The sequence below is a fragment of the Thalassospira lohafexi genome, assembly GCF_002844275.1.
Taxonomy (GTDB): Bacteria; Pseudomonadota; Alphaproteobacteria; order Rhodospirillales; family Thalassospiraceae; genus Thalassospira; species Thalassospira lohafexi.
In genome coordinates this window covers 14,233-40,021 of sequence record NZ_NXGX01000006.1, presented here as the reverse complement: position 1 = coordinate 40,021, position 25,789 = coordinate 14,233, and the positions used below count along the sequence as shown (strand labels likewise).

26 protein-coding genes are annotated in these 25,789 nt (G+C 53.3%); 9 read left to right on the top strand and 17 right to left on the bottom strand.

Going from position 1 to position 25,789, the window contains the following annotated elements; translation table 11 throughout:
* Positions 1-86: 86 nt before the first annotated feature.
* The 7 genes from COO92_RS15135 to COO92_RS15105 all read right to left on the bottom strand — a co-directional run bounded on the left by COO92_RS15135 (position 87) and on the right by COO92_RS15105 (position 7,115).
* Positions 87-941 carry a 5'-nucleotidase, lipoprotein e(P4) family gene (locus tag COO92_RS15135; protein WP_101303971.1) on the bottom strand — a complete coding sequence of 285 codons (855 nt, stop codon included), beginning with the start codon at positions 939-941 and terminating at the stop codon, positions 87-89.
* A gap of 169 nt (positions 942-1,110) precedes the next feature.
* Positions 1,111-1,425, bottom strand: coding sequence for an acylphosphatase (locus COO92_RS15130; protein ID WP_101303432.1), 315 nt, complete (start codon positions 1,423-1,425; stop codon positions 1,111-1,113).
* 49 nt (positions 1,426-1,474) lie between these two features.
* Positions 1,475-1,858: a DUF1244 domain-containing protein gene (locus tag COO92_RS15125; protein WP_022734196.1), complete on the bottom strand. Its 384-nt coding sequence runs from the start codon at positions 1,856-1,858 to the stop codon at positions 1,475-1,477.
* Positions 1,851-2,585, bottom strand: coding sequence for an HAD family hydrolase (locus COO92_RS15120; RefSeq protein WP_101303431.1), 735 nt, complete (start codon positions 2,583-2,585; stop codon positions 1,851-1,853). The genes COO92_RS15125 and COO92_RS15120 overlap by 8 nt, the downstream gene beginning before the upstream one ends.
* Positions 2,586-2,821: 236 nt before the next feature.
* Positions 2,822-4,822: an acetyl-CoA carboxylase biotin carboxylase subunit gene (accC, locus tag COO92_RS15115; RefSeq protein ID WP_101303429.1), complete on the bottom strand. Its 2,001-nt coding sequence runs from the start codon at positions 4,820-4,822 to the stop codon at positions 2,822-2,824.
* Entirely contained in the window at positions 4,822-5,520 is a 699-nt protein-coding gene (locus COO92_RS15110; protein ID WP_165792376.1) for a DUF4145 domain-containing protein, read from the bottom strand. The genes accC and COO92_RS15110 overlap by 1 nt, the downstream gene beginning before the upstream one ends.
* A gap of 62 nt (positions 5,521-5,582) precedes the next feature.
* The gene (locus COO92_RS15105) at positions 5,583-7,115 is read right to left on the bottom strand and encodes an acyl-CoA carboxylase subunit beta (protein WP_101303425.1); all 1,533 of its coding nucleotides are present in this window, start codon (positions 7,113-7,115) and stop codon (positions 5,583-5,585) included.
* 365 nt (positions 7,116-7,480) lie between these two features.
* Between COO92_RS15105 and COO92_RS15100 the strand changes: the two genes are divergently transcribed.
* The 3 genes from COO92_RS15100 to COO92_RS15090 all read left to right on the top strand — a co-directional run bounded on the left by COO92_RS15100 (position 7,481) and on the right by COO92_RS15090 (position 11,611).
* Positions 7,481-8,464, top strand: a complete 984-nt coding sequence (locus COO92_RS15100) for an ABC transporter ATP-binding protein (RefSeq protein WP_022734191.1) — start codon at positions 7,481-7,483, stop codon at positions 8,462-8,464.
* Positions 8,465-8,642: 178 nt separating this feature from the next.
* Positions 8,643-9,248, top strand: a complete 606-nt coding sequence (locus tag COO92_RS15095) for a hypothetical protein (RefSeq protein WP_101303423.1) — start codon at positions 8,643-8,645, stop codon at positions 9,246-9,248.
* A 68-nt stretch (positions 9,249-9,316) separates the two neighbouring features.
* A complete protein-coding gene (locus COO92_RS15090) occupies positions 9,317-11,611 on the top strand; it encodes a hypothetical protein (RefSeq protein WP_101303421.1) in 2,295 nt (764 codons plus the stop codon).
* A gap of 43 nt (positions 11,612-11,654) precedes the next feature.
* On the opposite strand, the gene COO92_RS15085 is transcribed toward COO92_RS15090, so the two are convergent.
* Complete coding sequence (locus tag COO92_RS15085) at positions 11,655-12,374, bottom strand: ATP12 family chaperone protein (RefSeq protein ID WP_240626458.1); 720 nt, start codon at positions 12,372-12,374, stop codon at positions 11,655-11,657.
* Positions 12,375-12,657: 283 nt separating this feature from the next.
* Between COO92_RS15085 and COO92_RS15080 the strand changes: the two genes are divergently transcribed.
* The 3 genes from COO92_RS15080 (at position 12,658) to COO92_RS15070 (ending at position 15,369) form a co-directional block, all read left to right on the top strand.
* Entirely contained in the window at positions 12,658-13,692 is a 1,035-nt protein-coding gene (locus COO92_RS15080) for an ABC transporter substrate-binding protein (RefSeq protein ID WP_022734187.1), read from the top strand.
* Positions 13,693-13,786: 94 nt separating this feature from the next.
* Positions 13,787-14,581 (top strand): ABC transporter ATP-binding protein, encoded by a 795-nt coding sequence (locus COO92_RS15075; protein WP_206186419.1) that lies wholly within the window; start codon positions 13,787-13,789, stop codon positions 14,579-14,581.
* Positions 14,582-14,598: 17 nt separating this feature from the next.
* The gene (locus COO92_RS15070) at positions 14,599-15,369 is read left to right on the top strand and encodes an ABC transporter permease (protein WP_101303417.1); all 771 of its coding nucleotides are present in this window, start codon (positions 14,599-14,601) and stop codon (positions 15,367-15,369) included.
* Positions 15,370-15,467: 98 nt separating this feature from the next.
* Here COO92_RS15070 and COO92_RS15065 read toward each other — a convergent pair whose 3' ends face one another.
* Positions 15,468-16,292, bottom strand: a complete 825-nt coding sequence (locus tag COO92_RS15065; RefSeq protein ID WP_101303416.1) for a dienelactone hydrolase family protein — start codon at positions 16,290-16,292, stop codon at positions 15,468-15,470.
* Positions 16,293-16,520: 228 nt separating this feature from the next.
* On the opposite strand from COO92_RS15065, the gene COO92_RS15060 reads away from it, so the two are divergent.
* Positions 16,521-17,135: an HAD family hydrolase gene (locus COO92_RS15060; RefSeq protein ID WP_101303414.1), complete on the top strand. Its 615-nt coding sequence runs from the start codon at positions 16,521-16,523 to the stop codon at positions 17,133-17,135.
* A gap of 75 nt (positions 17,136-17,210) precedes the next feature.
* Here COO92_RS15060 and COO92_RS15055 read toward each other — a convergent pair whose 3' ends face one another.
* Complete coding sequence (locus COO92_RS15055; protein ID WP_022734182.1) at positions 17,211-17,687, bottom strand: SRPBCC domain-containing protein; 477 nt, start codon at positions 17,685-17,687, stop codon at positions 17,211-17,213.
* Positions 17,674-18,372: an HAD-IA family hydrolase gene (locus COO92_RS15050; protein WP_101303412.1), complete on the bottom strand. Its 699-nt coding sequence runs from the start codon at positions 18,370-18,372 to the stop codon at positions 17,674-17,676. The genes COO92_RS15055 and COO92_RS15050 overlap by 14 nt, the downstream gene beginning before the upstream one ends.
* 226 nt (positions 18,373-18,598) lie before the next feature.
* Between COO92_RS15050 and COO92_RS15040 the strand changes: the two genes are divergently transcribed.
* Entirely contained in the window at positions 18,599-18,871 is a 273-nt protein-coding gene (locus COO92_RS15040; RefSeq protein ID WP_022734180.1) for a hypothetical protein, read from the top strand.
* Between the two features lie 119 nt (positions 18,872-18,990).
* Here the strand turns inward: COO92_RS15040 and COO92_RS15035 are convergent, their stop codons facing one another.
* Together COO92_RS15035 and crcB are read right to left on the bottom strand one after the other, a co-directional pair.
* The gene (locus tag COO92_RS15035) at positions 18,991-20,091 is read right to left on the bottom strand and encodes an RluA family pseudouridine synthase (RefSeq protein WP_022734179.1); all 1,101 of its coding nucleotides are present in this window, start codon (positions 20,089-20,091) and stop codon (positions 18,991-18,993) included.
* Complete coding sequence (gene crcB / locus COO92_RS15030) at positions 20,088-20,480, bottom strand: fluoride efflux transporter CrcB (RefSeq protein ID WP_101303408.1); 393 nt, start codon at positions 20,478-20,480, stop codon at positions 20,088-20,090. The genes COO92_RS15035 and crcB overlap by 4 nt, the downstream gene beginning before the upstream one ends.
* 163 nt (positions 20,481-20,643) lie before the next feature.
* Here crcB and COO92_RS15025 point away from each other — a divergent pair, with 163 nt between their 5' ends.
* Positions 20,644-21,195 (top strand): DUF4823 domain-containing protein, encoded by a 552-nt coding sequence (locus tag COO92_RS15025; protein ID WP_165792375.1) that lies wholly within the window; start codon positions 20,644-20,646, stop codon positions 21,193-21,195.
* Positions 21,196-21,261: 66 nt separating this feature from the next.
* Here the strand turns inward: COO92_RS15025 and COO92_RS15020 are convergent, their stop codons facing one another.
* The 4 genes from COO92_RS15020 to COO92_RS15005 form a co-directional block, all read right to left on the bottom strand.
* Positions 21,262-21,777, bottom strand: a complete 516-nt coding sequence (locus tag COO92_RS15020) for a DUF1499 domain-containing protein (RefSeq protein ID WP_133125073.1) — start codon at positions 21,775-21,777, stop codon at positions 21,262-21,264.
* A gap of 222 nt (positions 21,778-21,999) precedes the next feature.
* Positions 22,000-22,608, bottom strand: a complete 609-nt coding sequence (locus COO92_RS15015; RefSeq protein ID WP_101303402.1) for an FMN-dependent NADH-azoreductase — start codon at positions 22,606-22,608, stop codon at positions 22,000-22,002.
* A 115-nt stretch (positions 22,609-22,723) separates the two neighbouring features.
* The gene (locus tag COO92_RS15010; RefSeq protein WP_101303400.1) at positions 22,724-24,040 is read right to left on the bottom strand and encodes a replication-associated recombination protein A; all 1,317 of its coding nucleotides are present in this window, start codon (positions 24,038-24,040) and stop codon (positions 22,724-22,726) included.
* Positions 24,041-24,067: 27 nt separating this feature from the next.
* The gene (locus tag COO92_RS15005; protein ID WP_240626457.1) at positions 24,068-25,513 is read right to left on the bottom strand and encodes a DegQ family serine endoprotease; all 1,446 of its coding nucleotides are present in this window, start codon (positions 25,511-25,513) and stop codon (positions 24,068-24,070) included.
* Between the last annotated feature and the right edge of the window lie 276 nt (positions 25,514-25,789).

Here is a 25,789-nt window from a genome sequence, read left to right as displayed (position 1 = left end):
CCGAAAAATGAACCCCGCATATCGCCAAACAAAAAGGGCGCCCGAACCATCGGACGCCCTTGATATCATCGTTTTAAACCGCTGGCTTATTCAGTCGGGCCTGCCCAAGGGGCCATGCTGTCGAGCTTGTCCTGACGGCGGGCTTCTGGTGACTTTTTCCAGTCATTGCCAAAGGCGGCAGATTCCCATGAGCCGTAGCTTGGGTTTGGCAGCATGAACCAGCGTTCGCCCCAATAGGTCGCGTATTTGTCCATGACCTCAAGACGTTCATCGATGGAACCGTCGATATCATCGGTGAAGTCACCAAAGTTATCCCCAAACAGCATGATCACGCGGTAATCATCGGCAACTGCCTGACGGCGTGGGGCCTTGGCCGATCCCCATGTTTCGATTTCACCGCGCAGCATGACGTGCTTTTCATCAGCGAACGGGAAGCCGTATTCCTGCAAGTTCTTAATGGTTGCGGCTTCTTCCGGGGCCTTACGGTTTGACACGTAAAACACTTCGACACCCTTGGCGGCAGCTGCCTTGGTGAATTCAAGCGCGCCCGGGGTCGGGGTCGAAATCGCATCATTCACAAAGGCCGCCCAGGTTTTGGAGCTATAGCTGGTATCTTCAGTCACAACCCAGCTCTGATAAGCCGAATTATCAAGAACCGTCTCATCAACATCCAAAATCACAGCCGGTTTTTTGGCCATGAAATTACCGTCCTGCTCAAGGGCGGCGGTCCAGCTGTGATCGCCGATGGCGGCCGGCAGAAGACGGGTCGCACCCGCATAAACAGACATTGCCGTGGTTTTATATTCAACCGATGTCTGAAGCCAAAGCGTGCCGTTCAGGCCATCATTCTGGGCTGGTTCCTGCGCACTTGCGCCAAATGCGCAAAGCGCACTGGTCGCCATGATGGCGGCAACACCGAAGGATTTTGCAATAAATGTCATTTTAGTCTCCCTGTTGATTTCCCGCCCATTGGAAGCTGACCATACAGACAGGATCTCAGCAGCATGCCATTGCAGTGCGGCAAAGAAAAAGCCTTTTTCCAAAATCACTCGGAAAAAGGCATTTATGACACTTTGATAAAACCACCACGCGGCAGTTCTCATGCGGGTTTCATGCGGTTGAACGCTTTTCAAACGACGTGAAGCCGTCTTCAAGTGCCGGTTCCTCGTGAATGCGATCAACTCGCGCATGGGTGGGGCCTTCGTGGCAGGCGGCAACCATTGACCGCACAGCATCGACCGAGCCACAAAATACGGCTTCCACCGTGCCATCATTTCGATTGCGCACCCAGCCGGTCAGGTCGCGCTTTGTTGCCTGCTCCACCGTCCAGGCACGATACCAAACGCCCTGTACGCGGCCTTCAATCCGGGCATGAACGGCGATATTGCCAGAACCGGTTGCAGGATCGGGGCGTGTGTCGGTCATGGGAACGTCGTCTCCCTACTTGCTTATTTGGCGGCGTTATTTGGCGGCCTTATTTTGCACCGGGAATTTTGGCGTGCAGATGGGCGGTATCTTGAAACGTCTGTTTCTGCGCGTCCGATGCCGGGGCCTGATGGCTGTCTTTCCATGCGTCATAGGTCATGCCATAGACGACTTCGCGTGCACCATCATAATCCATGGAAACACCCTTTTCGCGCGCCGCCGCCAGATACCATTTTGCCAAACAGTTACGGCAAAAACCGGCCAAATTCATCAGATCGATGTTTTGAACATCCTTGCGGTCCTGAAGATGTGTCACAAGTCCGCGAAAGGCGGCCGCTTCGAGTTCGAGCTTGGTCTGCGGATCAAGGTCGGCCGCCGGACCATTAGCAAGGGAGGCTTCTGTTGACATTTCCGAGCCTGCGCAATCAGACATTCTCCATACTCCCGGCTTTGCTGTGCTGTTCAAGTTTGGCGATCACGTCGGGAACATCGGCAATGGTTTCGACCGTGACAAACTGGTCGTTGTCAATTTCGGTCTGATCAACCATTTCATGAACCCATGTGATTTCATAAGGGATGTGGATCGCGGCCCCGCCCGACGCAAGGACCGGCAGGATATCGGATTTCATCGAGTTGCCGATCATGACGGCTTCTTGCGGCTCGACACCATATCGGCCAAAGATATTGCGATAGGTCAGCGGATCTTTTTCCGAGACGATCTCAATCCCGTCAAACAGGTTTTCAAACCCGGACCGGTCGATTTTAAGCTGCTGGGCGATCAGATCCCCCTTGGTGATCAGCACAACCTTGTAATCGGGATCATCGGCATAGCGTTTAAGCACGGTCTCGGCCCCGTCAATAATCCGGGTCGGCGCACGCAGCATCGATTTTCCGATTTCGGCCAGTCTGTGAATTTCTTCGGCACTGATCTTGCGATCTGAAAGCTCAATCGCGGTTTCAATCATCGACAGGGTAAACCCGGTCACGCCATAGCCATAGATCGAAAGATTGGCCAGTTCGGCCTGATACAGGCGATCATCAACCTGATCGGCGGGCACATAATGCCCAAGCATCTCGCGCAGTTCGATATGGGCCTGACGGAAAAGCGGCTCGTTGTGCCACAGGGTATCATCGCCGTCAAAAGCAATCAGTTTATACATAGGGACGCCTCGTTTCTTGTTATTGGATGGCAAGCATACATAGGGGTTCAGCCTCAATTTGCGACCATATGGTACGGCCAATCGTGGGTAAAGCCCCGTTTTCTGTATTTAATATGCGCTGACGCTTTGTAAAAGGGGTTGAAACCGACATCCTTGCACCTGTCAGAAAATTAAAGGCGCCGGTCAATGACAACCAGCGCCTTTATCAAGCAAAGCCGTTTGAGGGATCAGGCAGCTTATTCTTCGGTTTCAAACTCGATAATAATCGCATCGACCGACAGGTTTGCGCCCTGCTCGGCGTGGATTTTTTTGACCACACCTTTGCTTTCGGCTTTCAGCACGTTTTCCATTTTCATGGCTTCGAGGATACAAAGCTCTGTGCCCGGCTGAACCGTCTGGCCTTCTTCGACCGATACCTTGACCAAAAGGCCCGGCATGGGTGATTGCAGGAAGTTTGACATGTCTGGCGGGGCCTTGAACGGCATCAGTTTTTGAAGTTCGGCCACGCGGGGCAGTAGCACCTTAAAGCTGCGTTGAATGCCATTGGCCGACAGGCGATAACCAATACCTTCAAGGTCGATCTGCACACAAACCGGGGTGCCATCGATTTCACCGACAAACATCGCATCGCCGATTTTCCAATCCGACACAACGCCGTAACTGCGATCACCAATGGCGACGATGTAATCGCCGTTAACACCATCAAATTCGATATCGAATGCGGTATGCTCATCGCCCGATACAGCGACCCAGCTTTCGGCAATTTCAAGCGGATGGTCGCTGACCTGGCCGGTGATCCCGGCGTTGCGTTCGGCAATACGTTGATTGATGTAGCCTGCAACCACAATCAGGATGGCGGGATCATCATTGGGCAAATCATCGGCCGTGAACCCCTTGGGGTATTCTTCGGCGATAAAGTTGGTGGTGATGTTGCCATCCTGAAACCGCTTATTGGCCATAACAGCCGCCAGGAATGGGATATTGTGCGAAATACCGCGAATGTAATAGGCATCAAGGGCGGCGCGCATTTCACCAATCGCGTCATCGCGGGTTTCGCCGTATGTCACCAGCTTTGCGACCATCGGGTCGTAAAACATCGAAATTTCGCCACCCTCAAACACGCCGGTATCGACACGCACTGTGGCACTTTCGGCGGGCGGTTGATAGCGCACCAGACGCCCGGTCGACGGCAGGAACTCGCGGAACGGGTCTTCGGCATAAATGCGGGTTTCCATCGCCCAGCCGGTAAGCGTCACGTCATCCTGTTTTAAGGTCAGTTCCTGCCCATCGGCGATCTTGATCATCCATTCAACGAGATCCTGCCCCGTGACAAGTTCGGTCACCGGATGTTCGACCTGAAGCCGGGTATTCATTTCCAGAAAGTAGAAATTCTTGTCCTTATCGACAATGAATTCCACCGTCCCGGCCGAGCAATAATCGACCGCGCGTGCAAGTGCCACGGCCTGTTCACCCATGGCCTTACGCGTGGCGGGATCAATAAAGGGTGACGGGGCTTCTTCAACGACCTTTTGATGGCGGCGCTGAATGGAGCATTCGCGTTCGCCCAGATAAATCGTATTGCCGTGTTTGTCGGCCAGCACCTGAATTTCAATGTGGCGGGGTTCTTCGACGAATTTTTCAACAAAGACCCGGTCATCGCCAAAGGAACTTGCGGCTTCAGACGTTGCGCGTTCGAACCCTTCGCGGCATTCGGCGTCATTGCGCGCAATGCGCATGCCTTTGCCGCCACCGCCAGCAGACGCCTTGAGCATCACCGGATAGCCGACATCATTGGCGATTTTGACCGCCTCGTCAGTGTCCTTGATGACCCCCATGTATCCGGGCACGGTCGAAACACCGGCATCGGCGGCAATCTTTTTCGATGTGATTTTATCGCCCATCGCGGCAATCGCGCCATTTGGCGGACCGATGAAGGCGATTTTCGCCGCATCAAGCGCCTTGGCGAAGGCCTGATTTTCCGACAGGAAGCCATAACCCGGATGAACGGCCTCGGCCCCCGTCGATTTGCAGGCCTCGATGATTTTTTCAATGATCAGATAGGACTGGTTGGACGGTGCGGGTCCGATATTAACCGCCTCGTCGGCCATCTGGACATGCAGGGCATTTTTATCCGCATCGGAATAAACCGCGACGGTTTTAATACCCATTTTGCGGGCTGACTTGATCACACGGCAGGCAATTTCACCGCGGTTGGCAATCAGGATTTTCTTGAACATTACGCGTTGCTCCATTTCTCGTGCCCCACCAAGCGGTTAGCCACCTCAACAGTCAGGCTAAACAAGTCTTGTGCCTCTTCTATGTCGTAAAATTTATCCGGATGAGCTGTTGGGTTACGGAAATTATCTCGAATATGCTGAAGGTGATTACAGACTGATTTGTCTAAAACTTTTTTGTCCGACATATGCTGCACAATTCGAAACCAATTATTGTCCTTCAACCTGCCGCGCCGCACGGAAACTACATAAAAGTGGCGAATGAAAGCTTCAAGTCCACGCATTAAGTGAAATGCTGCCGCCGTTGGCCTTTCGAAAGAGATGCACTTCCCGGCCTCGCTAAAGTCAAATCGGGTATCTTGTGGCAAGCTTGAAAACACGCCCTCTGCAAAAAGCGCAGATACATCTTCTCGCAACTTTTCAACACCAAGCCGTTTTTCTGTAAAAGACCAAACAATATCTTCAGACACCTCAGCTTTAATCACCCGAAATAAAGTTCGATAAAGAAAGCCAATTTTCTCAGCGTCATCACTGGTAAGACTCTTGCGACCATCAGCTTCGATATCTCCAAGAAGCTCAAGAATATCGTCGGAAACTTTTAATGTGACCAGATAACTGTTTGTCTCCAAAAAATCTCGTATTCCATGCACAGTCAAGTGCAGTAAATGCGTGGGATGGTCAGGCTCAAAATTCTGTAACATTCTGATTTGCTGACCAAATCTGATAAACTCTCGTACCTCCCTTTTTCTCATCGTTTATGATCCTATAACGGAATGTTGCCGTGTTTCTTTTCCGGGTTCTTGATGTCCTTGTTGCGCAGCATCGCAAGCGACCGACAGACGCGGCGGCGCGTGCCGTGCGGCATGATGACATCGTCAATGAACCCTTTGCGGCCCGCAACAAACGGGTTGGCGAATTTTTCGCGGTATTCCTCAGTGCGGGCTTCGATCTTGGCCGGATCGTTCATATCAGCGCGGAAGATGATTTCCACCGCCCCCTTTGGCCCCATAACGGCGATTTCAGCGGTCGGCCAGGCATAATTGACGTCACCGCGCAGATGCTTGGACGCCATCACGTCATAGGCCCCGCCGTATGCTTTGCGGGTGATCACAGTGACCTTGGGCACTGTGGCCTCGGCATAGGCATAAAGCAGTTTGGCACCATGCTTGATGATGCCGCCATATTCCTGTGCGGTGCCCGGCATGAAGCCCGGAACATCGACAAAAGTCACAATCGGAATGTTATAGGCATCGCAGAACCGCACGAACCGGGCGGCCTTTTTCGAACTGTCGATATCAAGGCAACCCGCCAGCACCATCGGCTGATTGGCGACGATACCAACTGTGCGGCCATCCATGCGCGCCATGCCGACGATGATGTTTTTGGCGTAATCGGGCTGAATTTCAAAGAAATCGCCTTCGTCAACGACCTTGGTGATCAACTCCTTCATGTCATAGGGCATGTTGGGGTTTTCAGGCACCAGCGTATCAAGCGAGAAATCATCGCGTTTGATCGGGTCTTCGCACAGGCGCGCGGGCGGGTCTTCTTTGTTACAAAGTGGCAGGAAGTCCATGAAACGCCGGGTTTGCAGCAACAAATCCACATCATTGTCAAACGCCAGATCGGCAACCCCCGACACGCTTGTGTGGGTGGATGCGCCGCCAAGCTGTTCGTGGGTGACTTCTTCGTGGGTGACGGTTTTGACCACATCAGGCCCGGTCACGAACATGTATGAACTGTCCTTGACCATGAAAATAAAGTCGGTCATGGCCGGGCTATAGACCGCCCCACCCGCACACGGCCCCATGATCAGGGAGATTTGCGGGATAACGCCGGATGCCTCGACATTGCGTTGAAACACATCGGCGTAACCGGCAAGGCTTTCGACACCTTCCTGAATACGCGCCCCGCCGGAATCATTGATGCCAATCACCGGAGCACCGACCTTCATCGCCTGATCCATGATCTTGCCGATTTTACGTGCATGTGCACCGGAAAGTGCACCACCAAACACGGTGAAGTCCTGTGAGAACACAAACACCAACCGGCCATTGATCGTGCCGTGGCCGGTGACGACACCATCACCGGGAATGCGGTTTTCGGTCATGCCGAAATCCACGCAATCATGTTCGACAAACATGTCCCATTCCTCGAACGAGCCGGGATCAAGCAGCACATCAATCCGCTCACGCGCGGTGAGCTTTCCTTTGGCGTGCTGGTTATCGATCCGGCGCTGCCCGCCGCCCATGGCGGCCTCGGCGCGTTTTGCTTCGAGTTTGGCGATAATATCTTGCATTCTGCGTGATCCTTGCTGTGGGCGGCCCAATGGCGCACAGGCCCGTCATCCGCTTAACCTGAAGAATGAAATAGCATTATTCGGTACTGGAATGCCAATTATTTCTGACAGTTTTACCTTGGGGTAAAATATACCGCAACCACCTGATTTCCCTAACGTCATTGTGATATGCCTGATTTCTGTGGACTAAAGTCTAGGCCACGTGAAACCGGATGAAAACCACCACCGACAGGCCACAAACGCGATGTGCTGCGTGCTCACTGTCTTATTCTATTGCGCAATCAATGCTATCAGTCATGCAAAGAATAATGTGTGATACGTCGCGACATGATCGCCCCCGTTAACGTTAAGTGACCAGAAATTTGATGTTTAAAATCAAGCCCCGCACCACAGAACCAACTGGCGACGATACCCCTGCCTCATCGCTTTGGCGTTATATCTGGCGCATGAGTGGATGGCATCAGGTTGCAGTATGCAGCCTTGCGGTTCTTGTTGCCATTTTGGGGATCGCCCCGCTTGAGCTCCAGCGCCGACTTGTCGATGACGCAATCAGCAAACAAAACCTCGACCTGCTTGTGACCTTGGCATCGATTTATGGGGCGATCATTATCTTGCAAGGCGTGATCAAGCTTGGGCTTCGCATGTATGAAGGGTGGCTGAGTGAAAGTGCGATCGCCCATAACCGCCGCCATTTGACCCGCCTTTATGCCGAAGATCAAACCGGCCATCACGACCCCGACGATAAAAACGCCAACAACAACGGGCGCGCGGTATCGATCATTGGCGGCGAGATTGAAAAGCTGGGCGGGTTTGTTGGCGATGGGCTGTCCCAGCCGATTGTCAACAGCGGCATGCTGATCTTCGGGCTTGGCTATATGCTCAGCGTCGAGCCGATTGTCGGCCTGATCGGGGTGATCGCCCTGATCCCGCAGGTCGCGCTTGTCCCGGTTATTCAAAAACGGATCAATGCGCTGATTGAAGAACGTGTGACCAAAATGCGCGATGTCAGCGATGAGTTATCGCAACTGGCGCCGGGTAAGAAAAACACCCAGACGGTCGAAGAAATCAATGACGGCGTTTTGCGCCTGTTTGATAACCGTATGAAGCTGTTTTTGCTAAAATTCGGGATGAAGGCCCTGATCAATTTCCTCAATGCGCTGGCCCCGATCTGTGTGCTGGTCGGCGGCGGCTATCTGGTTATTCAGGGGGAAACATCAGTGGGCATCATTGTCGCCTTTATTTCCGGCTTTGACCGCATGTCATCGCCGATGCGTGAATTGCTGTCCTATTACCGCGTGGCATCACAGGCCGCTGTTCAACACAGGCTGATTGCCAAATGGATGAGCTAGACTCATTCAAACAGTCGCGCATCGACCTGCTTACACCAAAACACGTCACAAACCCGCCTTTGTGACGTCCTTTCTTTCAGAACAGATTGAAACGCTTTTGCACGTCTTGTGAGCACGCAGCAAAGCTGTGGCTCCTCGCCGGGGAAAAGTGTTTTGGCACCTGGTGAAAGGCAGATAGATGGCGCTTGATCCCTCCCTTGTTTCGGGCCTGCAAACCGCGCAGAAGGGCATTGTCCTTGTGATCCGCGATTTGCAAAAACGCCCCGATTACAGCAAACAGCCCGATTTCAAAACCTATGTGACGCGGTTTAATGCCTATAATCAGGCTCTGCTTAATGCGCTGGCACAAAGCACGCTTTCAAGCGACATGCGCGAAGCCTTGGTCACCCAGTCCAAGAACGATGTCCTGCCCGATATCGAAAAGCTGATCCATGACAATATCGCCCAATCGCAAATGGGACAGCTCAACACGAACCAAACCATTTCGGCTCCTCTGGCACTTGAACAGAACAAAACCCTTTCTGCTGAACAAGCCGACATTCAGTCCCTGAACGCGCTTCTGAGTGTCGACGACACCACGGATACAAATCCTGAACAGCCCAACACGCAGCCAAACAGCAACGAGGGTTCACCAGAACCCCAAACGCGCCCAGACGACACAACAGATCCCGAAACGCCCCCACCCCGGCCGTATGCGCCGGAAATCATCCCCGAGACCGAGGTTATTTCGCGCTTCTCCGAATGGGCACGCAGCCTGGGCGGGGAAGATACCGACGCCGCGTGACGGCGTCGAGCCCCCATACGAAAGCACCAACCACAGCACAGCCCCCTTTTTGCCAAAGGAAAGCACCGATGCCAAATTTAGATCCCACCAGCCAAGACTTTTACGATCTTGTCATCGTCGGGCGCGGCTATAGTGCATCGACCTATCTGTTCACCGCTGATCTGAGCTGGTGCCAGAAAATTCTGATCATTGCCGGGCCGGATGCGTGGGAGCATGTGGTACGTGGGGATGGTATCGTCAATCATGCCAATTACATCTATGCGCGCGATAATCCCAGCGCACGTATCAATCCCGCCCCCGAAGCACCCGAGGGCAACAAGACAACCCTTAAGGATGAAAACGCCGCGATCATTGCCAAGGCCGTAGCTTGGTTACAGGCCAAAAACATCACCGTCACCCAAGATGCAGGGATAACAACAGCAATCGGTAAAAAGGACTATCTTTCGACGGCTGATATCAACAGAGGCCAACCTGTTAAGCGTGGCAAACTCGACATCTATCCCTTTGCGATCAAAGCCAACAGCGCCCAACCCATTTACGAGGTGACATACAATAAATGGGGAAACTTACCCGCAAATGAAGAATGGGACGTTGGCAATATCACCCAAAGCACGGCAAAGGCTCTCAAAGTCGTATACTGCGGCGGCGCAGGCCCGCATATCGATCGTTACAACGAGGGAAAGTTCAACAAAGCCACCTTCATGGATCTCGATAGCTTCATGCGCAGCGACATTGTCCCGACCCAAGACGGGAACAATAAGATCGCGCTTCTGGGACCCAATGCCGGCGTTGATGCCGCCGTCAAAGCGATCAGCAAGGGCTTTGAACTCTATTGGTTGATTTCCGGCCCGCAGGACAGTAATCCCGCATGGCTTTCCACCAAACACTACACGACCACACGTGATGATCAAAATCCCAAAACGGGTCAGGATGCCATCGATGATGCAAACGATTGCATTGTAAATTACCCGAAAAGCGATCGTCCATCCTTTGTCGGCACGGCAGTTCCAAACGATGCGAACGCCCCCAAAAATGCCCCATACACCATATCGTTTGGCCAAAATGAGGTCTTCAAACGTAGCGACGAAGATACAAAATTCACAAGTATTGAAGTGGGATGTGTCGTCTATGCCACCGGTCAGGCACCGGACAAGGACGAAAAGTCCGGCCCGAACGACATTGTCTCGCGCATTGGCCCAGCCAAGGTACTTGAACCTATTTTGACAAATGAAAAACTCACACCGATCTATGACACCAATCAGCGCTTTGGAAACTGGTATGAAACAGCCCTTGGCCTGAAAGACAAGGATCACAGCCCATATACCGGGCTGGAAGTCTTTGGCGCGGCGGCATTCGCCCTTTCAGGCGGTAGCAATGTCAAACAAGCATTTTTTGAAAATGCCGGATTTTACAACAACGCGCTCGATACCAGCATCCAGCCCGAGCAAAACATCGGCAACTGCCTTAAAGCCATTCAGAACAGCAGCTGGAACGACAGTGCCCATGCGTCGCGCCTGTATGATTACTTAAACACGCAAGACAGCATTCCGGCCGTTAACACGTCCATGACAGCAATTTTGCCACGCCTCTATCTGCAAACGCTTCTTGCCGCCGATCAGCTTGGTGTTGTCAAAAACCAGATCGAGGCGGCAACCGGGTTCGGGCTGATTGCAGCGTCAACTGATACCCACGCGTGGATCGTCAAGGCATCAGCCTTGCAGCAGGCCAGCCAGCAGATCAAAAACGCAATCGACGGCTTACCAAAGCCAGCCACAGCCAATGACCTTGGGCCTTTGAAAGAGGCCGTCGAGCAATATACCACCGCACAAGATGACTTTGATGAAGTCGACAATTCCGTTAACGATGCAGCCGCAGAATATATCGCACGGCTGCCAAAAGACGAGCGTGAAACGCTACAAAAAGAGGGTTTCCGGACAGATCGCTTTGCATTTGAAATAAACAGGGCCGTACAGAGATTGTCTTTTGAAGTCCGCTGGCTCAGTGGCTCAGATGAGCGCTACCTTAATCAACGATACCAACAGGATGTTCTTAAAAAGATACCTCCTGTCCAAAGGCAACTGACCAATCTGCAAGCGATCTTCCAGGCTTCGGTAACGGGCAACATACAATCTGCGATCAATTTCAACAGCATGGACAGAACACAGCTTGCGGTTCTTTTGGCGGCAAAATACCCGGCGATCCTTGCGCCTGATTGGCGACCAATCACAGCACAGATCCTTGAAGGACGCAGGTTCTCGCCGTGGGGCTACACACCAGAACAGGTCACCAAAATCGAAACATGGCTTGGCAATGTGAACCAGGGCACAAAATCGGTGAATGAATTTCCCGATCTGGTGGCCTGATCCGCGGCACGTTCGAGATAAAGTCACCGCACCAAGAGAAGCCTTAACGCGCCATCAGCAATTCAAGATACCGGCCGGTGGCGAGAATTTCGGCGCGGTGGCGATCGCGACGCTCGACCGCTTCGGCGTCATCACCCCATTGTTCAATCGAATATTCCTCATCAAGCAACGCACATTCGGATGCTTGCTGGGCACTAATGCGGCCATGCATCACGGCAAGGCCGATAATGACGGAACCCGATACGGTCGTTAGGTTGTGCAATGCCGTCAGGTAATAATCATCAAACCCGTCAACCAGGCCTTGAATACGTGCCAGCGCATCCTCGTTTTGACTGACCGGCATGACGCCTTCGGTCACGACCAGCTCAATGCCAAGTTCCTGTGCCACCCAATCCAGCAGCGGCTGCCACGCTTTGGCTTGCCGTTCGATCAGGTCTTCGGGGAATGCCGCGCGATAACACAACAGGTCGGACCGGCCGTACCCGGTCAGCTCCGCCACCACGGTTGGGCGGTTGGGCCGAACGCGGTCAATGGCAGTTGCCGCACGCTGCATGATCGGCATGGTATGAGGCAGGATTTTTTCGCCCTGCGCATCCCATTCGGCGGCAATTTCACGTGCCAGCACCTCGGACGGCAGCAGGAAGTCTGCCTTGGCCGGTGTTTTCACCGAGCGTCCGTCAAGCTGTACACGCCATCCCGCACCGCTGTCATCAGCAGCAGCATCGGCCTTTTTATAGAAGCGATTGATCGTTTGTGTAACCATGATCGCCATATGCCTAAAAGCAGAGTTCGGCGCAAGGGGTTTCAGACGGTTTTACGTCATCAGAACGCCATTTAGGCGATTATCAAAAATTTCTGTATAATTTTTGATCAATTTACCCCATTGACCAAATAGTAAACATCCCTACTCTGCGACGTGAATATGACAAAAGCGCGAAAATGCGCGACAATAATGGACATGGCATGTGCCTTGCTGTGTCGTCAGGGGATTATTTCGGTTGCAGGGCTGATAATAACAGTCCGAAATCAGGAGAGGCTTCATTCGTATGACAAAATTCACAACCCGATTTTTTAGCGCCGCACTTGGCGCATCACTAAGTGCTGCCATTGCGTTTGGCGCAACGTCGGCCAAGGCCGAGATGGACCTTAAATTTTCACTCGACTGGAAATATGAAGGTCCGGCTGCCCCCTATATTCTGGCTAAAAAGAACGGCTATTACGCCGACGAAGGGCTTGATGTCACGATTGACTCGGGCAACGGTTCGGTCGGGGCGATCACGCGGGTTGCCAGCGGCGCCTATGACGTATCACTGGCCGATATCAATTCGCTGGTTGAATTTAACGCCACCAACCCGGACCGCGCCATGAAGTCGATCTTCATGGTCTATGACCGCCCGCCGTTTGCGTTGTTCATGTTAAAAAAATCGGGCATCACCAAACCCGAAGATCTGATTGGCAAGACGCTTGGCGCGCCGGTGTTTGACGCATCGCGAAAACTTTACCCGGCCTTTGCATCGGCAACCGGCCTTGATGTCGATGCCGTCAAATGGGAAAGCATGGACCCGCCGCTTCGTGAACCGATGCTGGTGCGCGGCGATGTGGATGCGATTACCGGTCACTATTTCACATCCATCCTGAACCTGCAGGCACAAGGCATTGGCAAAGAAGACCTGACCGTTTTCCAATACAAGGATTTCGGCATGGACTTTTATGGCAACGGCCTTCTGGCATCGCCGGAAATGATGGAAAAACATCCTGAAGAACTGCGCGGCTTCTTGCGTGCGGTTGTCAAAGGCTGGCGTGCGGCGATTGAAGACCCGGCATCAGCCATCGCAGCCCTTAAGGAAGTCGATCCACTGATTGACCCGGCCCTTGAACTGCAGCGCCTTCAGATGGCGATTGACGAAAACGTCGTCACCCCGGACAGCTTGGAAAACGGCATGGGCATGGTCAAAACCGACCGTATGGCCAAGGCGATTGATCAGGTTGCACTGGCCTTTGGCTTTGAGAACAAGCCGACGGTTGGCGATGTCTTTACCGATGTCTTTATGCCCGGCGAAGCAGACCGCCAGATCAAGTAATCAATACAGACATCCGGGGCAGGTTAGCCTGCCCCGGCATGCATTGATCCCACCCATAACACATAACAAAAAACAATCCGGACAAGCAGGGGGAATGACTTCCGTGTCTAAAAGCTTTGTCGAACTCAATAACGTCACGATGCGCTATAGCGAAGGCGACGAACTCGCACTCGACACCACCAACATGAAGATCAACAAGGGCGAGTTTGTCGCGGTTGTTGGCCCGTCGGGGTGTGGCAAATCATCCTTGCTGAAACTTGTGTCCGGGCTGATGCCCCCGACCGATGGCATCGTGCTTGTTGATAATAAGGAAGTTTCCGGTCCGCTTAAAATTGTCGGCATGGCGTTTCAGAACCCGACCCTTTTGCCGTGGCGGACCACACTTGATAACGTTTTGCTGCCGATGGAAATCGTCAAGCCGCACCGTAACCGCCTGCGCAAACATCGCGCTGAATACGAAGACCGCGCGCGCAAGCTTCTGGCCAGTGTCGGACTTGAAGGACATGAAGACAAATTTCCGTGGGAATTGTCAGGTGGCATGCAGCAACGTGCATCACTCTGCCGGTCGTTGATTCATGAACCCGATCTTTTGATGCTCGATGAACCGTTTGGCGCGCTGGATGCCTTTACCCGCGAAGAACTGTGGGACATTTTGCAGAACCTTTGGATGGTGCGCCCGTTCACGGTTATTCTGGTGACCCATGATCTGCGCGAAGCATCCTATTTGGCCGATACCATTTATGTGATGTCCAAACGTCCGGGTAAAATCATCGTTGCACGGGAAAACCCCCTGCCCCGGCCGCGTGATCAGGAAGTCACCTTTACCCAGCCTTTCACCGATCTTGTCCACGAATTGCGCAGTCACATCCGTGACGTGCGTGCAGCATAGAAAGGCGGGCAGATATCATGAACAAGAAACTCAACCTGCGCAAAGCCTCCCCTTGGCTCAGTGCCATCAGCCTGTTTGTTTTGTGGGAACTGATTGTCCGGATTTTCAACATCCCGCCCTATGTGCTGCCTACCCCGTCCGAAAGCGTCATTGTCGGCTGGCAATTCCATGAAGCGATCTGGATGCATGCGACCCACACGCTTTATACAACACTGGTGGGCTTTGCCATTGCCGTGGTGTTTGGCGTGGTGCTTGGCGCACTGGTAGGATCCAGCAGAACGATTTATGACGCGGCGAACCCGCTTCTGGTCGGGTTTAACTCGGTGCCGAAGGTGGCACTGGTGCCGGTTCTGGTCATGTGGTTTGGTATTGGCACGGTGCCGGCCATCATCACCGCATTCATGATTTCGTTCTTCCCGATTGTGGTCAATGTCGCAACCGGGCTTGCCACCCTTGAACCGGAATTGCGCGATGTGTTGCGATCACTCGGCGCAACCCGCAAAGACATTCTGATCAAGGTCGGCTTCCCGCGTGCAATGCCCTATTTCTTTGCCTCGTTGAAGGTCGCGATCACGCTGGCCTTTGTCGGGTCGGTTATTTCCGAAACCGTGGCATCGAACGTTGGTGTTGGTTATTTGATGCTGTCGGCATCGTCGAAATTCAACATGCCGCTGGTGTTTGCCGGACTTCTGGTCATCGCGGTGATGGGCATTGCGATGTATGAAATCTTTAACGTCATCGAACGCCGGTCAACCAAATGGGCCAACCGCGCCAATCCGACGAATTGATAAAATTTAGGGCCTGAACCCAATCATCAGACAAATATAAAGGCCGGGTTTGACCCGGCCTTTATACGTTATACCATTTGTCGCAAAGCAACCGCTGCTTAGCCCAGATGATGATCAAAGAAGGCCTGTGTGCGCGTCCATGCCAGTTGGGCATCCTCGGCGTCATAGCGCCCGCCCGTCGGATTGGCAAAGGCATGATCCGCATCATACCAATAGAATTTATAAAGCGATTTACCCGCCGTTTCGAGCGACTGCTCAAACCCCTCGACCATTTCCTTGTTGATCGATTTATCAAGCTTTCCGAAATGGCCCATCAGCGGTGCGTTCAAGGTCGCAACCTGTTCGGGGGTTTTGTTGACATTGCCGTAATAGATCACAGCCGCATCAACATCGGTGGCAAGGGCGGTATTAAGCGACCAGCCGCCACCAAAGCACCAGCCAACCGAACCAACTTTGCCCGTTGAGTCCTTGTGGTTTTTCAAAAACTCGACCGAGGACTGCAATTTTCGGGTAGCAGCAACCGGGTCCATCCCCGACATCAAGGCACGTGCGCCATCGGGTGTGGTTGCAGGTGGTTCACCATATAAATCAACCGCAAGCGCGATATAGCCCTGCTTGGCATATTCGGCCGCCACGGCACGAATATGATCATTAAGCCCCCACCATTCATGGATCAGAATAATGGTTGGTGCCGGCAAGGTCGCTGGCATAGCGATTTCGGCCACCATTTTTGCGCCTTCGGGTGTGGTGATGGTGACTTTATCAAGCATGGCCCCTTGGGCGTGGGCCAGAACAGGGTCGGCCAAAACAATCGCAAGCGGCAGGGCAACCGCCCCTTTTAAAAACAATCGACGCTGTTCATCTGTTGCCTTGGGTGGTGGTCCAAGATGCTCGTGTGAGCCACATCCATCAAGCGTACACATATTCAAGCCTCCTTTGATGACAGTTTCTTACGGTGCAATCATTCGCGATGACCGGGGGCATAGGCAAATCACACTCCCGTCATCGGCGCCATAATGTGTTGACCTGTTTTGATACGGACAGTCGGGCACCTTCGATCAATGCAACATTTTCAACAAACTGCCGCTTGCGGTTCGCCCCGTCACCTGATTTAACCTCAGACCATCGAGCCCCCGCAAGCAGGAGTATCCATGCGCGAAATTGAAACCGTACTGTTTGATCTTGGCGGCGTTCTTGTTGATTGGGACCCGCGTCATTTATATCGCAAGATCTTTGACGATCCGGCTGAAATGGAACATTTCCTAAGCGAGATCTGCCATCCGCACTGGAACTTCCTGCATGACAAGGGGGCGCTTAGCTTTGCCAAGTCGATCCCTGACTTGCAACACCGCCATCCCGATCATGCCGATCAGATTGCCGCATGGTGGGATCGTTGGCCGGAAATGCTTAAAGGCCAGATTGACCGCACGGTTCACATCCTCGAAGATTTGAAATCACGCGGCAATGTGCGCCTGTTTGCCCTGACCAACTGGTCGGCAGAAACCTGGCCATTCGCAGTCGAACGGTTTGAGTTTCTCAACCACTTCGAAGGTATTCTGGTATCTGGCGAGGAAAAGCTCGCCAAACCTGATCCGCGCATTTTTGAGCTGACATGCGCGCGGTTCAAACTCAACCCGCGCGAAACCCTGTTTATTGATGATAGCGAGAAGAACATCCAGCAAGCGCGTGAAATGGGCTTTATGACCCATTGGTTCAATGATCCGGTCAAACTGCGCCGTGAAATGATCGAAGATCGGCTTGTTTAAAATTTGCACCCGACATGACAAAGGGCACCTTTAAAAAAGAGGTGCCCTTTTACGTATCTGGCGCACAGGTCTGTTTTAGCCGCGTTTTTCCCGCAGATACTTGGCAAAGCATTCGCCAAAGGCATATTCCCAGCCCGCAACATATCCCTTACGCAGGGCCGGTGCGATATCGCCAACGTTATGCCAGTCCTTGTGCTCCAACCGGATCACACAGCGACCAAAATCATTCATGTCAAAGGACACCGCGACACGGGTATAATCCCCGGCATTCCAGCCCGGATGCCAAGTAAAGGCAAGATGTTCGCCCGGCTGCCAGATTTCGACATGACCCCATGAAATGTTTTCACGTCCGCGCGCACGTTCGACAATCGCACCGCCAAGACCGGGATGCATATCAACCGCAATGCAATCTTTCTTGGACAGCGAATGGCTATCGGTTGGCCACCACTGCCCAAATTCGGCGGTGAAGGCCTCAAACGCGTGATCGGGATCAACGGCCACGGTCAGTTCAAAGTTAATCGGTCCGAGTTCCGGGTTTTTAAGCGGCGTCACAATCAATTTCCCAAATACGATCCAGCACGGATGGCAGTTCATCAAAATGGCGGATGACCGCATGTGCGCCCGACGCCGTCAGGGTTTCAATATCATGATAGCCCCATGCAACGCCAATGGCGATCATGCCTGCCGCACGGCCCATTTCGATATCATAGCTGGTATCACCGACAATCACCGCATTGGGCGCATCAGCCCCGGCTTCATCAAGGGCCGCCATCAACATTGATGGATGGGGCTTGGACGGATGATTGTCACAGGTTTGCAAGGTAACAAACCGGCCATCAAGTTCATTGCGCGCCAAGACCGCATCAAGACCGCGTCGGGCCTTGCCGGTGGCAACACCCAACAACCATTGGCGGCGGTCCAGTTCAGTCAGGACCTCGCGCACGCCGGGAAACAGCGGCTCGTGGAAATCAGGTGTCTGCCGCAGGGTAAAGAACGCATCCTTGTAGGCCGCCGTCACCGCATCAATCACCTCGTCGGTAACGCGGCGCGGTGCGGCAAGTTTGGCAATGGCTTCTGGCAGGCTCAGACCAATGATGGTGCGGGTATTTTCCAGTCCCGGGCAATCGAGCCCATGCTGGGCAAAGGCATGGTCCATGCAGTGTGCAATCGCATGCTGGCTATCGACCAGGGTCCCATCACAATCAAATACAACAAGTCTAAGCGGGTCATTCGCCATGAGGCATCATCCATTATCATTTTATATGGCCGCAGATTGGGTTCAGACCCTAGCCGATACCGCCCCAAAGATCGAGTCCCGTAGAGATGCAAATCAGATGCATTTTTTGCTCTGCGGGAAGCATTGGAAACCACTGGTAAATTTCGGATCGCTTTTGAACGCCCTTAACGCGCGGTATACTGTTTTTCTGGCTATCGACAGTATCTGATAACAGCGGAGACAGAAGATGCTCACGCTTAGGGACTGCATAGATTTCAGCGACCTTCGAGAGGAGGAAATACTCGCCATAGCCGAATGTGAGCATATTCCAATTCTAACCGCCCTTGAGGAAGGCGAAAGCATGGTGCACACACCACGTGGCCGCAAACGCATCGCGGTCATGATCAAAAGCCAGGCCGTTATTTGTGAACGTACGGGAAACACCGTGCACGCACGGCACCTTCGCCGCGTTCATGACGCCTTTGTCGGGCGTTTCGGCAAATCTGCGAGGCACCATTAACCAAGACGACCAATGTCATTACAACGCCTTTTGGTATTGACCTCTGACAGGGACGAAAAAGCCGACGCAGTGCGTCGGCTTTTCGCATTCTTGAACCTGTCGCAGAAGAACCTTCTGACTTATCTTTTGCGCAGACGCGACGGTTTTGCCTTGGGCTTTGGCTTTTCTTCCTTTTCCCGGTGGATTTCCGGGGTGAGGAATTTGGTCGGCGTTTTCGGATCGAAGTTAAGCGCCTTAAGGCTTGTGGCAAAATGTTCTGACACCGGTGCTTCGATCACAACCCGGTGGCCTGTCACCGGATGGGGGAAGTCAATCGCACGCGCATGCAGATGCATCTGGTTGGACATGCCATCAATGAAGGCCTTCGCCCCACCGTATTTACCATCGCCCAAGATCGGGCATTCCATGGCTTCACAATGGGCGCGCAACTGGTGCGTACGTCCGGTCAAAGGCGACAGCGCCAACCAGGCCGCACGGCGTCCGGCGCGGTGCAGCTGACGATAGACCGTCTGTGCCGATTTACCCTGCTTCTCGTCGATGACCATTTTTTCGCCGCCCTTACCGGCAAGCTTTGCCAGTGGTGCGTCAATCAGGCCTTCGCGCTCAACCGGGGCGCCGGTGACAATCGCCCAATACAGTTTCCGGGTTGATTTATCCTTGAACGCCTTGGTCAGGGCATGAGCCGCCGACGATGACCGCGCAAGCAGAAGGACACCACTGGTATCCTTATCGAGCCGGTGAACCAGTTTCGGGCGTTCCTTGCTGTCGAGTTTTAGCGCATCCAGCATGCCATCAACGTGAATGGACGTATTGGTTCCGCCCTGCACGGCCAGACCGGCGGGTTTATTGATGGCCAGTACAACTTCGTCATAGAAAATGACGGAATCACGCAAGGCCTGAAGTTCCGCTTCGCTGGCATTGGATTTTGCCGGGCCGTCGTGCTTGCGCTGCGGACCTTCGGACGCACTATAGTCGCCGTCTTTGGTCCATGGCTCCGAACCGCCGCCCGACATCACGGGAACCGGCGGCACACGAATTTCCTGACCCGGCTCAACACGCTGGTTGGCCTTGGCACGTTTGCCATCGACACGGATTTGACCGCCGCGCAGGAATTTTTGGACCTGTCCGAATGTAAATTCAGGACAGTTGCGCTTAAACCAGCGATCAAGCCGAACGTCGGCGTCCTCAGCCTTGACCTTGCGCAGAGTGACACCACTCATTGCAGAATACCCCTTACCAGCGCGATTGCGCCAAACAATGCGGAAATGCCAACCACAACAGAGACAATAATATATAGGGCCGTCAGCCCCAGATTGCCCCGTTCATATAGGGTCGCAACATCCAGCGAAAAAGTCGAAAAGGTTGTAAATGCCCCTAAGAACCCGGTGACAAGCAGCGCACGTATTTCCGGCGAAAGCGATAGCTTAAGCGCAGAAATCTCAAGCAGTGCCCCCATCAGGAACGAGCCGACGATATTAACCGTCAAGGTTCCCCAGGGAAAGCCGCTGCCCATGATCGAGCCCATCATAACCGACACACTGTGACGTGCGACAGCACCAATGGCCCCGCCCAAGGCAATCGAAGCGATAAACAACGGTGAAAATTGCATGGCGCGGAACCTATTCCCTCAAAGATCAAAAGTCACGTGTGAAAACGTCATGGGCCCAAGGCGATAACAAACACTGTAAAAATGGTTGAATTTCAGAACCTTGCCCAACATTAAACTTTTGCATATTATGATTTTACTTATTCATCTCAAAATAGAGGATTTTATGGATTTTCGCAAAATCAGCGTTCTGTGTGTAATTGCTGCATCCTTCACACTTGGCGCATGTTCCAGCAAGTATCGCACGGACAACCACCAACTTGTCCAAGCCGTCGCATCAGATAGTAGTTTTTATATCATGCAACCCAAAGACGGTATTTTTGGGGACATCAATTATGCTGGATCGGGTCAAATGTTACTGTTGGAAGTCCACAAACAACTTGTCCCTTATAGCAGCCTAGTTGTTGATGCTACCGAAATAAAAACCCGTGACGAGGCCTTTGAAGAGGCATTATCTCAAAACATTGATTACCTGATTGATCTGCAAATCTTACATTGGGAAGACCGCGCAACCGAATGGTCTGGTCGCCCTGATCGCATCACTATTCATTATCAGGCTTTTAACGTAAACACCAAAACGATGTTGGCCAGCTCAACGCTCAGCGCTAGCAGCAAGTGGGCGTCCTTTGGCAGCGATCACCCTGTTGATCTGTTGCCGGTGCCGACAACTCAGTTTGTCTCAGCGCTCCTTGGGAAATCGCTTGATGTGGAAAAATGATCTGACGTCTCGCGGTGGCACAAAAGCAACCGCTTGATCATACCAAATGACAGGCGGTTGCTTGCATCAGGGAGATGTAAGGTTTCGCCGCACGTCCCGCAGCCAAGCACGCGTGCGTTTTTCATTTTGCTGAAAATCATCCCGGCCATAGACCGATTTGGCAAACAGGCAGAATGTCGCCCCAGCCTGATCCGGGACTGACATCAGTTTTAACTCGACCCAATCAGGAAACTGAAAGACCCTGCTGCGGGCCAGAAACTGCAAACTATGCGCCCCAACACTGCCGTCGGTCAGCTTCATGCCGTGATCTGGTGCGGTTGCGATAAAGGCCCTCCCCAACTTTGCGACGGACGCATCAAACTGCGGGCTTGTCATCTGTCGACCACCCCGCGGGGCCAGACCATCCGGGCAGGATAGAAAATAGTTTGGCGTATCTGGTAATTCCGAATTGGGATCAAAGACAAACTGCGGCGGCTCCCCCGCCGTCAGCATCATGCCAAGCAATCCGGAAAACCGTACAACGGCAAATATCCCGGCCAGAACCAGAAGTCCCCAGATCATGATTGCTGTCAAACGTCTCACCCGCTGCGCACCTGATTGAAATGACACTTGGCGCGTTACCCGCCAACCTCAGCAAACGTAGCGCGAAACCCCACAAAAGCAAAATGCCCAACTGTAAAACAGTCGGGCATTTTTTTTTAAAACAGGTCATCGTTAACGTGCGTTGAGGGAGGGGGAGATGTTAACGATGCCCCATTTCACATCAGATCAGCACTGCAACAGGTCGGTCTTTAATTGGTTTGGTTAGGCCGCAACCGGAAGCGAAGCAGCTTCGACATTGGCAATCGCACGCTGCATGGCTTCTTCTGCGTTCACCGCAAAGCCAGAAGCATCAATGATTTCAACTTCGGTAATGCCGATAAAGCCAAGAACCTGCTTCATGTAAGGCGTTGCAAAGTCAGCCGGGCTGTTGACCGGAACGCCACCCGTGGCAACAACCACGTAAGCTTTTTTACCTTCAAGCAGGCCAACCGGACCGTTTTCAGTGTACTGGAACGTCACACCGACGCGGGCAATCATGTCGACCCATGCTTTGAGCGTTGAGGGAACGGCGAAGTTATACATCGGCGCACCAATGACCAGAACGTCGGCAGCCTTAACTTCAGCAACCAGTTCGTCAGAGGTTGCGATAACCTGTTTCTGTTCGGCAGAACGGGAATCTTCCGGGGTGTAAAACGCCCCAACGATTTCGCCGGTCAGGGCCGGGATCGAACCGGTGCCGCTTAGATTGCGTTCAACGATTGTGGTTGATGCATTTGCGGAAACAATACGGTCGATCAGTTTCGATGCAATCTGGCGGGAGTTGGAATTCTCACCATTCACAGATGCATTCACGTGCAGAATATTTGTCATTTTCAATCTCCAAGTCCGTGCTCAATTTGATAAAAGCACCCTACTTGGTTTCGGATTTAATGATTATCCTGCGAATTTTCACTTAATTGTTTCCATTTTGATAACTAACCAACCGTCAGTTATTCTCGCCCCGTCCCTTTTGTCGTTCCTGGCGTAAGCGATCAAAATACTCCACCCGTTTTTTCAGATCGCGTTCAAATCCGCGTTCAACCGGTTCATAGAAATTTTGACGGCGCATGCCATCGGGGAAATAGTTTTGCCCGGAAAAACCGTCTTTCTGATCATGGTCGTAGGCATATCCCGTGCCATAGCCAATGTCAGACATCAGTTTGGTCGGCGCGTTGAGGATATGGGCCGGCGGCATCAGCGATCCGGTTTCGCGCGCAATCTTGAGCGATTTTTTATAGGCGGCGTACCCGGCATTTGATTTTGGCGCCAGGGCCAGATAAATGACCGCCTGAGCCAAAGCCAACTCGCCTTCGGGGCTGCCCAAGCGTTCGTAAGATTCCCACGCGCTGATGCAAAACTGCTGGGCTTGTGGATCGGCAAGGCCAATGTCCTCAACCGCCATACGTGTCAGACGACGCGCAAGGAACTTAGGGTCCTCACCGCCCGCCAACATGCGGTTGAACCAGTACAGGGCCGCATCCGGGTCGGAACCGCGAATGGATTTATGCAGCGCACTGATCAGATTGTAATGACTGTCATCGCCCTTATCATATATCGGCACGCGCTTTTGCACGGTGCGGGCAAGTTCGGCAACGCCAAGTGGACCATCCTCGTCACTGGGCGGCATGGAAAACAGTTCTTCGGCAAGGTTCAAACAATAACGGCCATCGCCATCGGCCATGGCACGCAATGTTTCGCGGGCTTCCGGTGTTACCGGCAGCTCAAACCCCATTTCCTTTTCCGCACGCACCAGAAGTTCTTCAAGCCCCTGATCGTCAAGGCGCTTCAATACCAGCACCTGACAACGTGACAGAAGTGCGGCGTTCAACTCGAACGACGGGTTTTCGGTCGTCGCCCCGATCAGGGTGATGGTGCCGTCTTCGACATACGGCAGGAAACTGTCCTGCTGGGCCTTGTTGAAACGATGGATTTCATCAATGAACAACAAGGTCGCCCCGCCTGTCGACCGACGCCCGCGCGCACGATCAAACACTTTGCGAAGGTCCGCCACCCCGGAAAAGATCGCCGATAGGGGTTCAAACGCCATATCGGCAACATCGGCCATCAGGCGCGCCAACGTTGTTTTGCCACAACCAGGCGGCCCCCAAAGCACGACGGATGGCACGCGCCCGGTCTTGATCATGCGGGTGATCGGACCGTCATCGCCAAACAGATGCCCCTGCCCGACGACTTCGTCGAGTTTCGCCGGGCGTAATCTGTCGGCCAACGGGCGCGACACCTGACTTTCAAACAGGGAAACCATTGGGGGCCTTTAAAAACCTAAGAATGCTTACAGGGTAAACTCGCCTGTCAGGACCTTGCCATCGCGTTTGACCGCGATTTTCCAGTCCTTGCTGCGTTCACCTGCTGTGACAACTTCCTTCAGGCGGGCAACCGAGTCAATTGCTTCGCCATTGATTTCCACAATATAGTCGCCGGGCTGTAACCGCGTGCGCCGTGCAAGGCTATCACGCGCCACACCAAGCACTACCACACCAGTACTTAGGGTGTCGGTCCCAATTTCGTCGGCCAGTGCCGGGTTCATATTGGCAATCTTGGCCCCGCTAAACGGATTGCGGCCCTCAATAATGCTCTCATCGCGCGCAGGCAGTTCCGGTGCAACTTCAAGCGGCAAGGTCAGCATCACCGACGCCCCCTGACGCAGGACCGAAAGTTCCGCCCCGCCGGTCAGCTCCAGGGTCGCAATGCGGAATTTCAATTCGTTGGGGTTATCAACCGCAAGCCCATTGACGGCAACAACAACGTCACCGGGATGTAAGCCGCCCCGCTCTGCCGGGCTGCCGTCGCGAATTTCGCTGATCAGAACGCCATGCGGGCGGTCAAGCTCCAATGAGGACGCCAGATCCGCTGTTACCGCCTGCCCGGCGGCACCAAGCCACGGGCGGCGTAAATCGCCACTGATCAGGCCGCGCATGACCACCTTGACCATATTGACCGGTACGGCAAACCCGATGCCGTTTGATCCGCCCGACTTGGTAAAGATCGCCGAATTCACACCAATCAGCTTGCCATCGATATCGATCAAGGCACCACCGGAATTCCCCGGGTTAATGGCCGCATCGGTCTGAATGAATGACTGGTAGTCCTGTCCGGTCACACCGGCACGCGCAAGTGCCGATACAATCCCGCTGGTGACGGTTTGCCCGACCCCGAACGGGTTACCGATGGCAAGAACAAGGTCACCGACCTCGACCGCATCAGAATCGCCAAATGTGATCGATGGCAGTTCGGCTTCAACATCACGCAATTTCAAAACGGCCAAGTCCGTGCGTTCGTCAGATCCAACCAGATCGGCATCAAATTCACGGTTATCATGCAAGACCACACGAATTTCACTGGCCCCGTCGATCACGTGATGGTTGGTGACAATCGTGCCATCACCCGAAACAATCACACCAGAACCAAGCGAACGTTCAACGCGCTGACGCGGGGCTCCAAAGGCACCGCCGAACCGATCGCCAAAGAATTGCTTGAAGAACGGGTCATTGAAGAACGGCGAACGCGCGCGTTCCGACACGACCTTTTTGGTATAGATGTTCACAACCGTCGGGGCCGTTTGCTTGACCAGTGGCGACAGCGACATCTTGATTTCTGTCTCGCTGGACGGAAGTCGTCTGTCTTCACTTTGCGCGTGCGCAATGCTGGTGGGGCCGGAAACCGCCATCAGGCAGGTTACCGCAATCGTGAAAATGGTCGGGATCCATCTTGCTTGCACGTCGATCTCTCTTATCGCTGTCAGATAATCTGATTGGAAATGCGTTTGGCGGGAAGTCCATAAACGCACCCTGCCCCCAAATTAAACCATCGGAACAGGCAGGCTAAAGAATTAGGGTTTTCAGAACTGCCGCGCAACCTTGGCAGAAATATGAACAAAGTTGCGAAATACTGATTTAAGCTAAATTCGCAGGCAACCTTAGCCGTTGCACAGCACAAAACCCCGTTTTCTTTCGCCCGGCTAGGGACGTTGTCAGGGCAAAAGAAAACGGGCGAC

Coding starts and splice junctions, on each gene's coding strand:
- COO92_RS15135 (WP_101303971.1), bottom strand. CDS start 941: ATGACATTTATTGCAAAATCCTTCGGTGTTGCCGCCATCATGGCGACC.
- COO92_RS15130 (WP_101303432.1), bottom strand. CDS start 1,425: ATGACCGACACACGCCCCGATCCTGCAACCGGTTCTGGCAATATCGCC.
- COO92_RS15125 (WP_022734196.1), bottom strand. CDS start 1,858: ATGTCTGATTGCGCAGGCTCGGAAATGTCAACAGAAGCCTCCCTTGCT.
- COO92_RS15120 (WP_101303431.1), bottom strand. CDS start 2,585: ATGTATAAACTGATTGCTTTTGACGGCGATGATACCCTGTGGCACAAC.
- accC (WP_101303429.1), bottom strand. CDS start 4,822: ATGTTCAAGAAAATCCTGATTGCCAACCGCGGTGAAATTGCCTGCCGT.
- COO92_RS15110 (WP_165792376.1), bottom strand. CDS start 5,520: ATGTTACAGAATTTTGAGCCTGACCATCCCACGCATTTACTGCACTTG.
- COO92_RS15105 (WP_101303425.1), bottom strand. CDS start 7,115: ATGCAAGATATTATCGCCAAACTCGAAGCAAAACGCGCCGAGGCCGCC.
- COO92_RS15100 (WP_022734191.1), top strand. CDS start 7,481: ATGTTTAAAATCAAGCCCCGCACCACAGAACCAACTGGCGACGATACC.
- COO92_RS15095 (WP_101303423.1), top strand. CDS start 8,643: ATGGCGCTTGATCCCTCCCTTGTTTCGGGCCTGCAAACCGCGCAGAAG.
- COO92_RS15090 (WP_101303421.1), top strand. CDS start 9,317: ATGCCAAATTTAGATCCCACCAGCCAAGACTTTTACGATCTTGTCATC.
- COO92_RS15085 (WP_240626458.1), bottom strand. CDS start 12,374: ATGGTTACACAAACGATCAATCGCTTCTATAAAAAGGCCGATGCTGCT.
- COO92_RS15080 (WP_022734187.1), top strand. CDS start 12,658: ATGACAAAATTCACAACCCGATTTTTTAGCGCCGCACTTGGCGCATCA.
- COO92_RS15075 (WP_206186419.1), top strand. CDS start 13,787: ATGACTTCCGTGTCTAAAAGCTTTGTCGAACTCAATAACGTCACGATG.
- COO92_RS15070 (WP_101303417.1), top strand. CDS start 14,599: ATGAACAAGAAACTCAACCTGCGCAAAGCCTCCCCTTGGCTCAGTGCC.
- COO92_RS15065 (WP_101303416.1), bottom strand. CDS start 16,292: ATGTGTACGCTTGATGGATGTGGCTCACACGAGCATCTTGGACCACCA.
- COO92_RS15060 (WP_101303414.1), top strand. CDS start 16,521: ATGCGCGAAATTGAAACCGTACTGTTTGATCTTGGCGGCGTTCTTGTT.
- COO92_RS15050 (WP_101303412.1), bottom strand. CDS start 18,372: ATGGCGAATGACCCGCTTAGACTTGTTGTATTTGATTGTGATGGGACC.
- COO92_RS15040 (WP_022734180.1), top strand. CDS start 18,599: ATGCTCACGCTTAGGGACTGCATAGATTTCAGCGACCTTCGAGAGGAG.
- COO92_RS15035 (WP_022734179.1), bottom strand. CDS start 20,091: ATGAGTGGTGTCACTCTGCGCAAGGTCAAGGCTGAGGACGCCGACGTT.
- crcB (WP_101303408.1), bottom strand. CDS start 20,480: ATGCAATTTTCACCGTTGTTTATCGCTTCGATTGCCTTGGGCGGGGCC.
- COO92_RS15025 (WP_165792375.1), top strand. CDS start 20,644: ATGGATTTTCGCAAAATCAGCGTTCTGTGTGTAATTGCTGCATCCTTC.
- COO92_RS15015 (WP_101303402.1), bottom strand. CDS start 22,608: ATGACAAATATTCTGCACGTGAATGCATCTGTGAATGGTGAGAATTCC.
- COO92_RS15010 (WP_101303400.1), bottom strand. CDS start 24,040: ATGGTTTCCCTGTTTGAAAGTCAGGTGTCGCGCCCGTTGGCCGACAGA.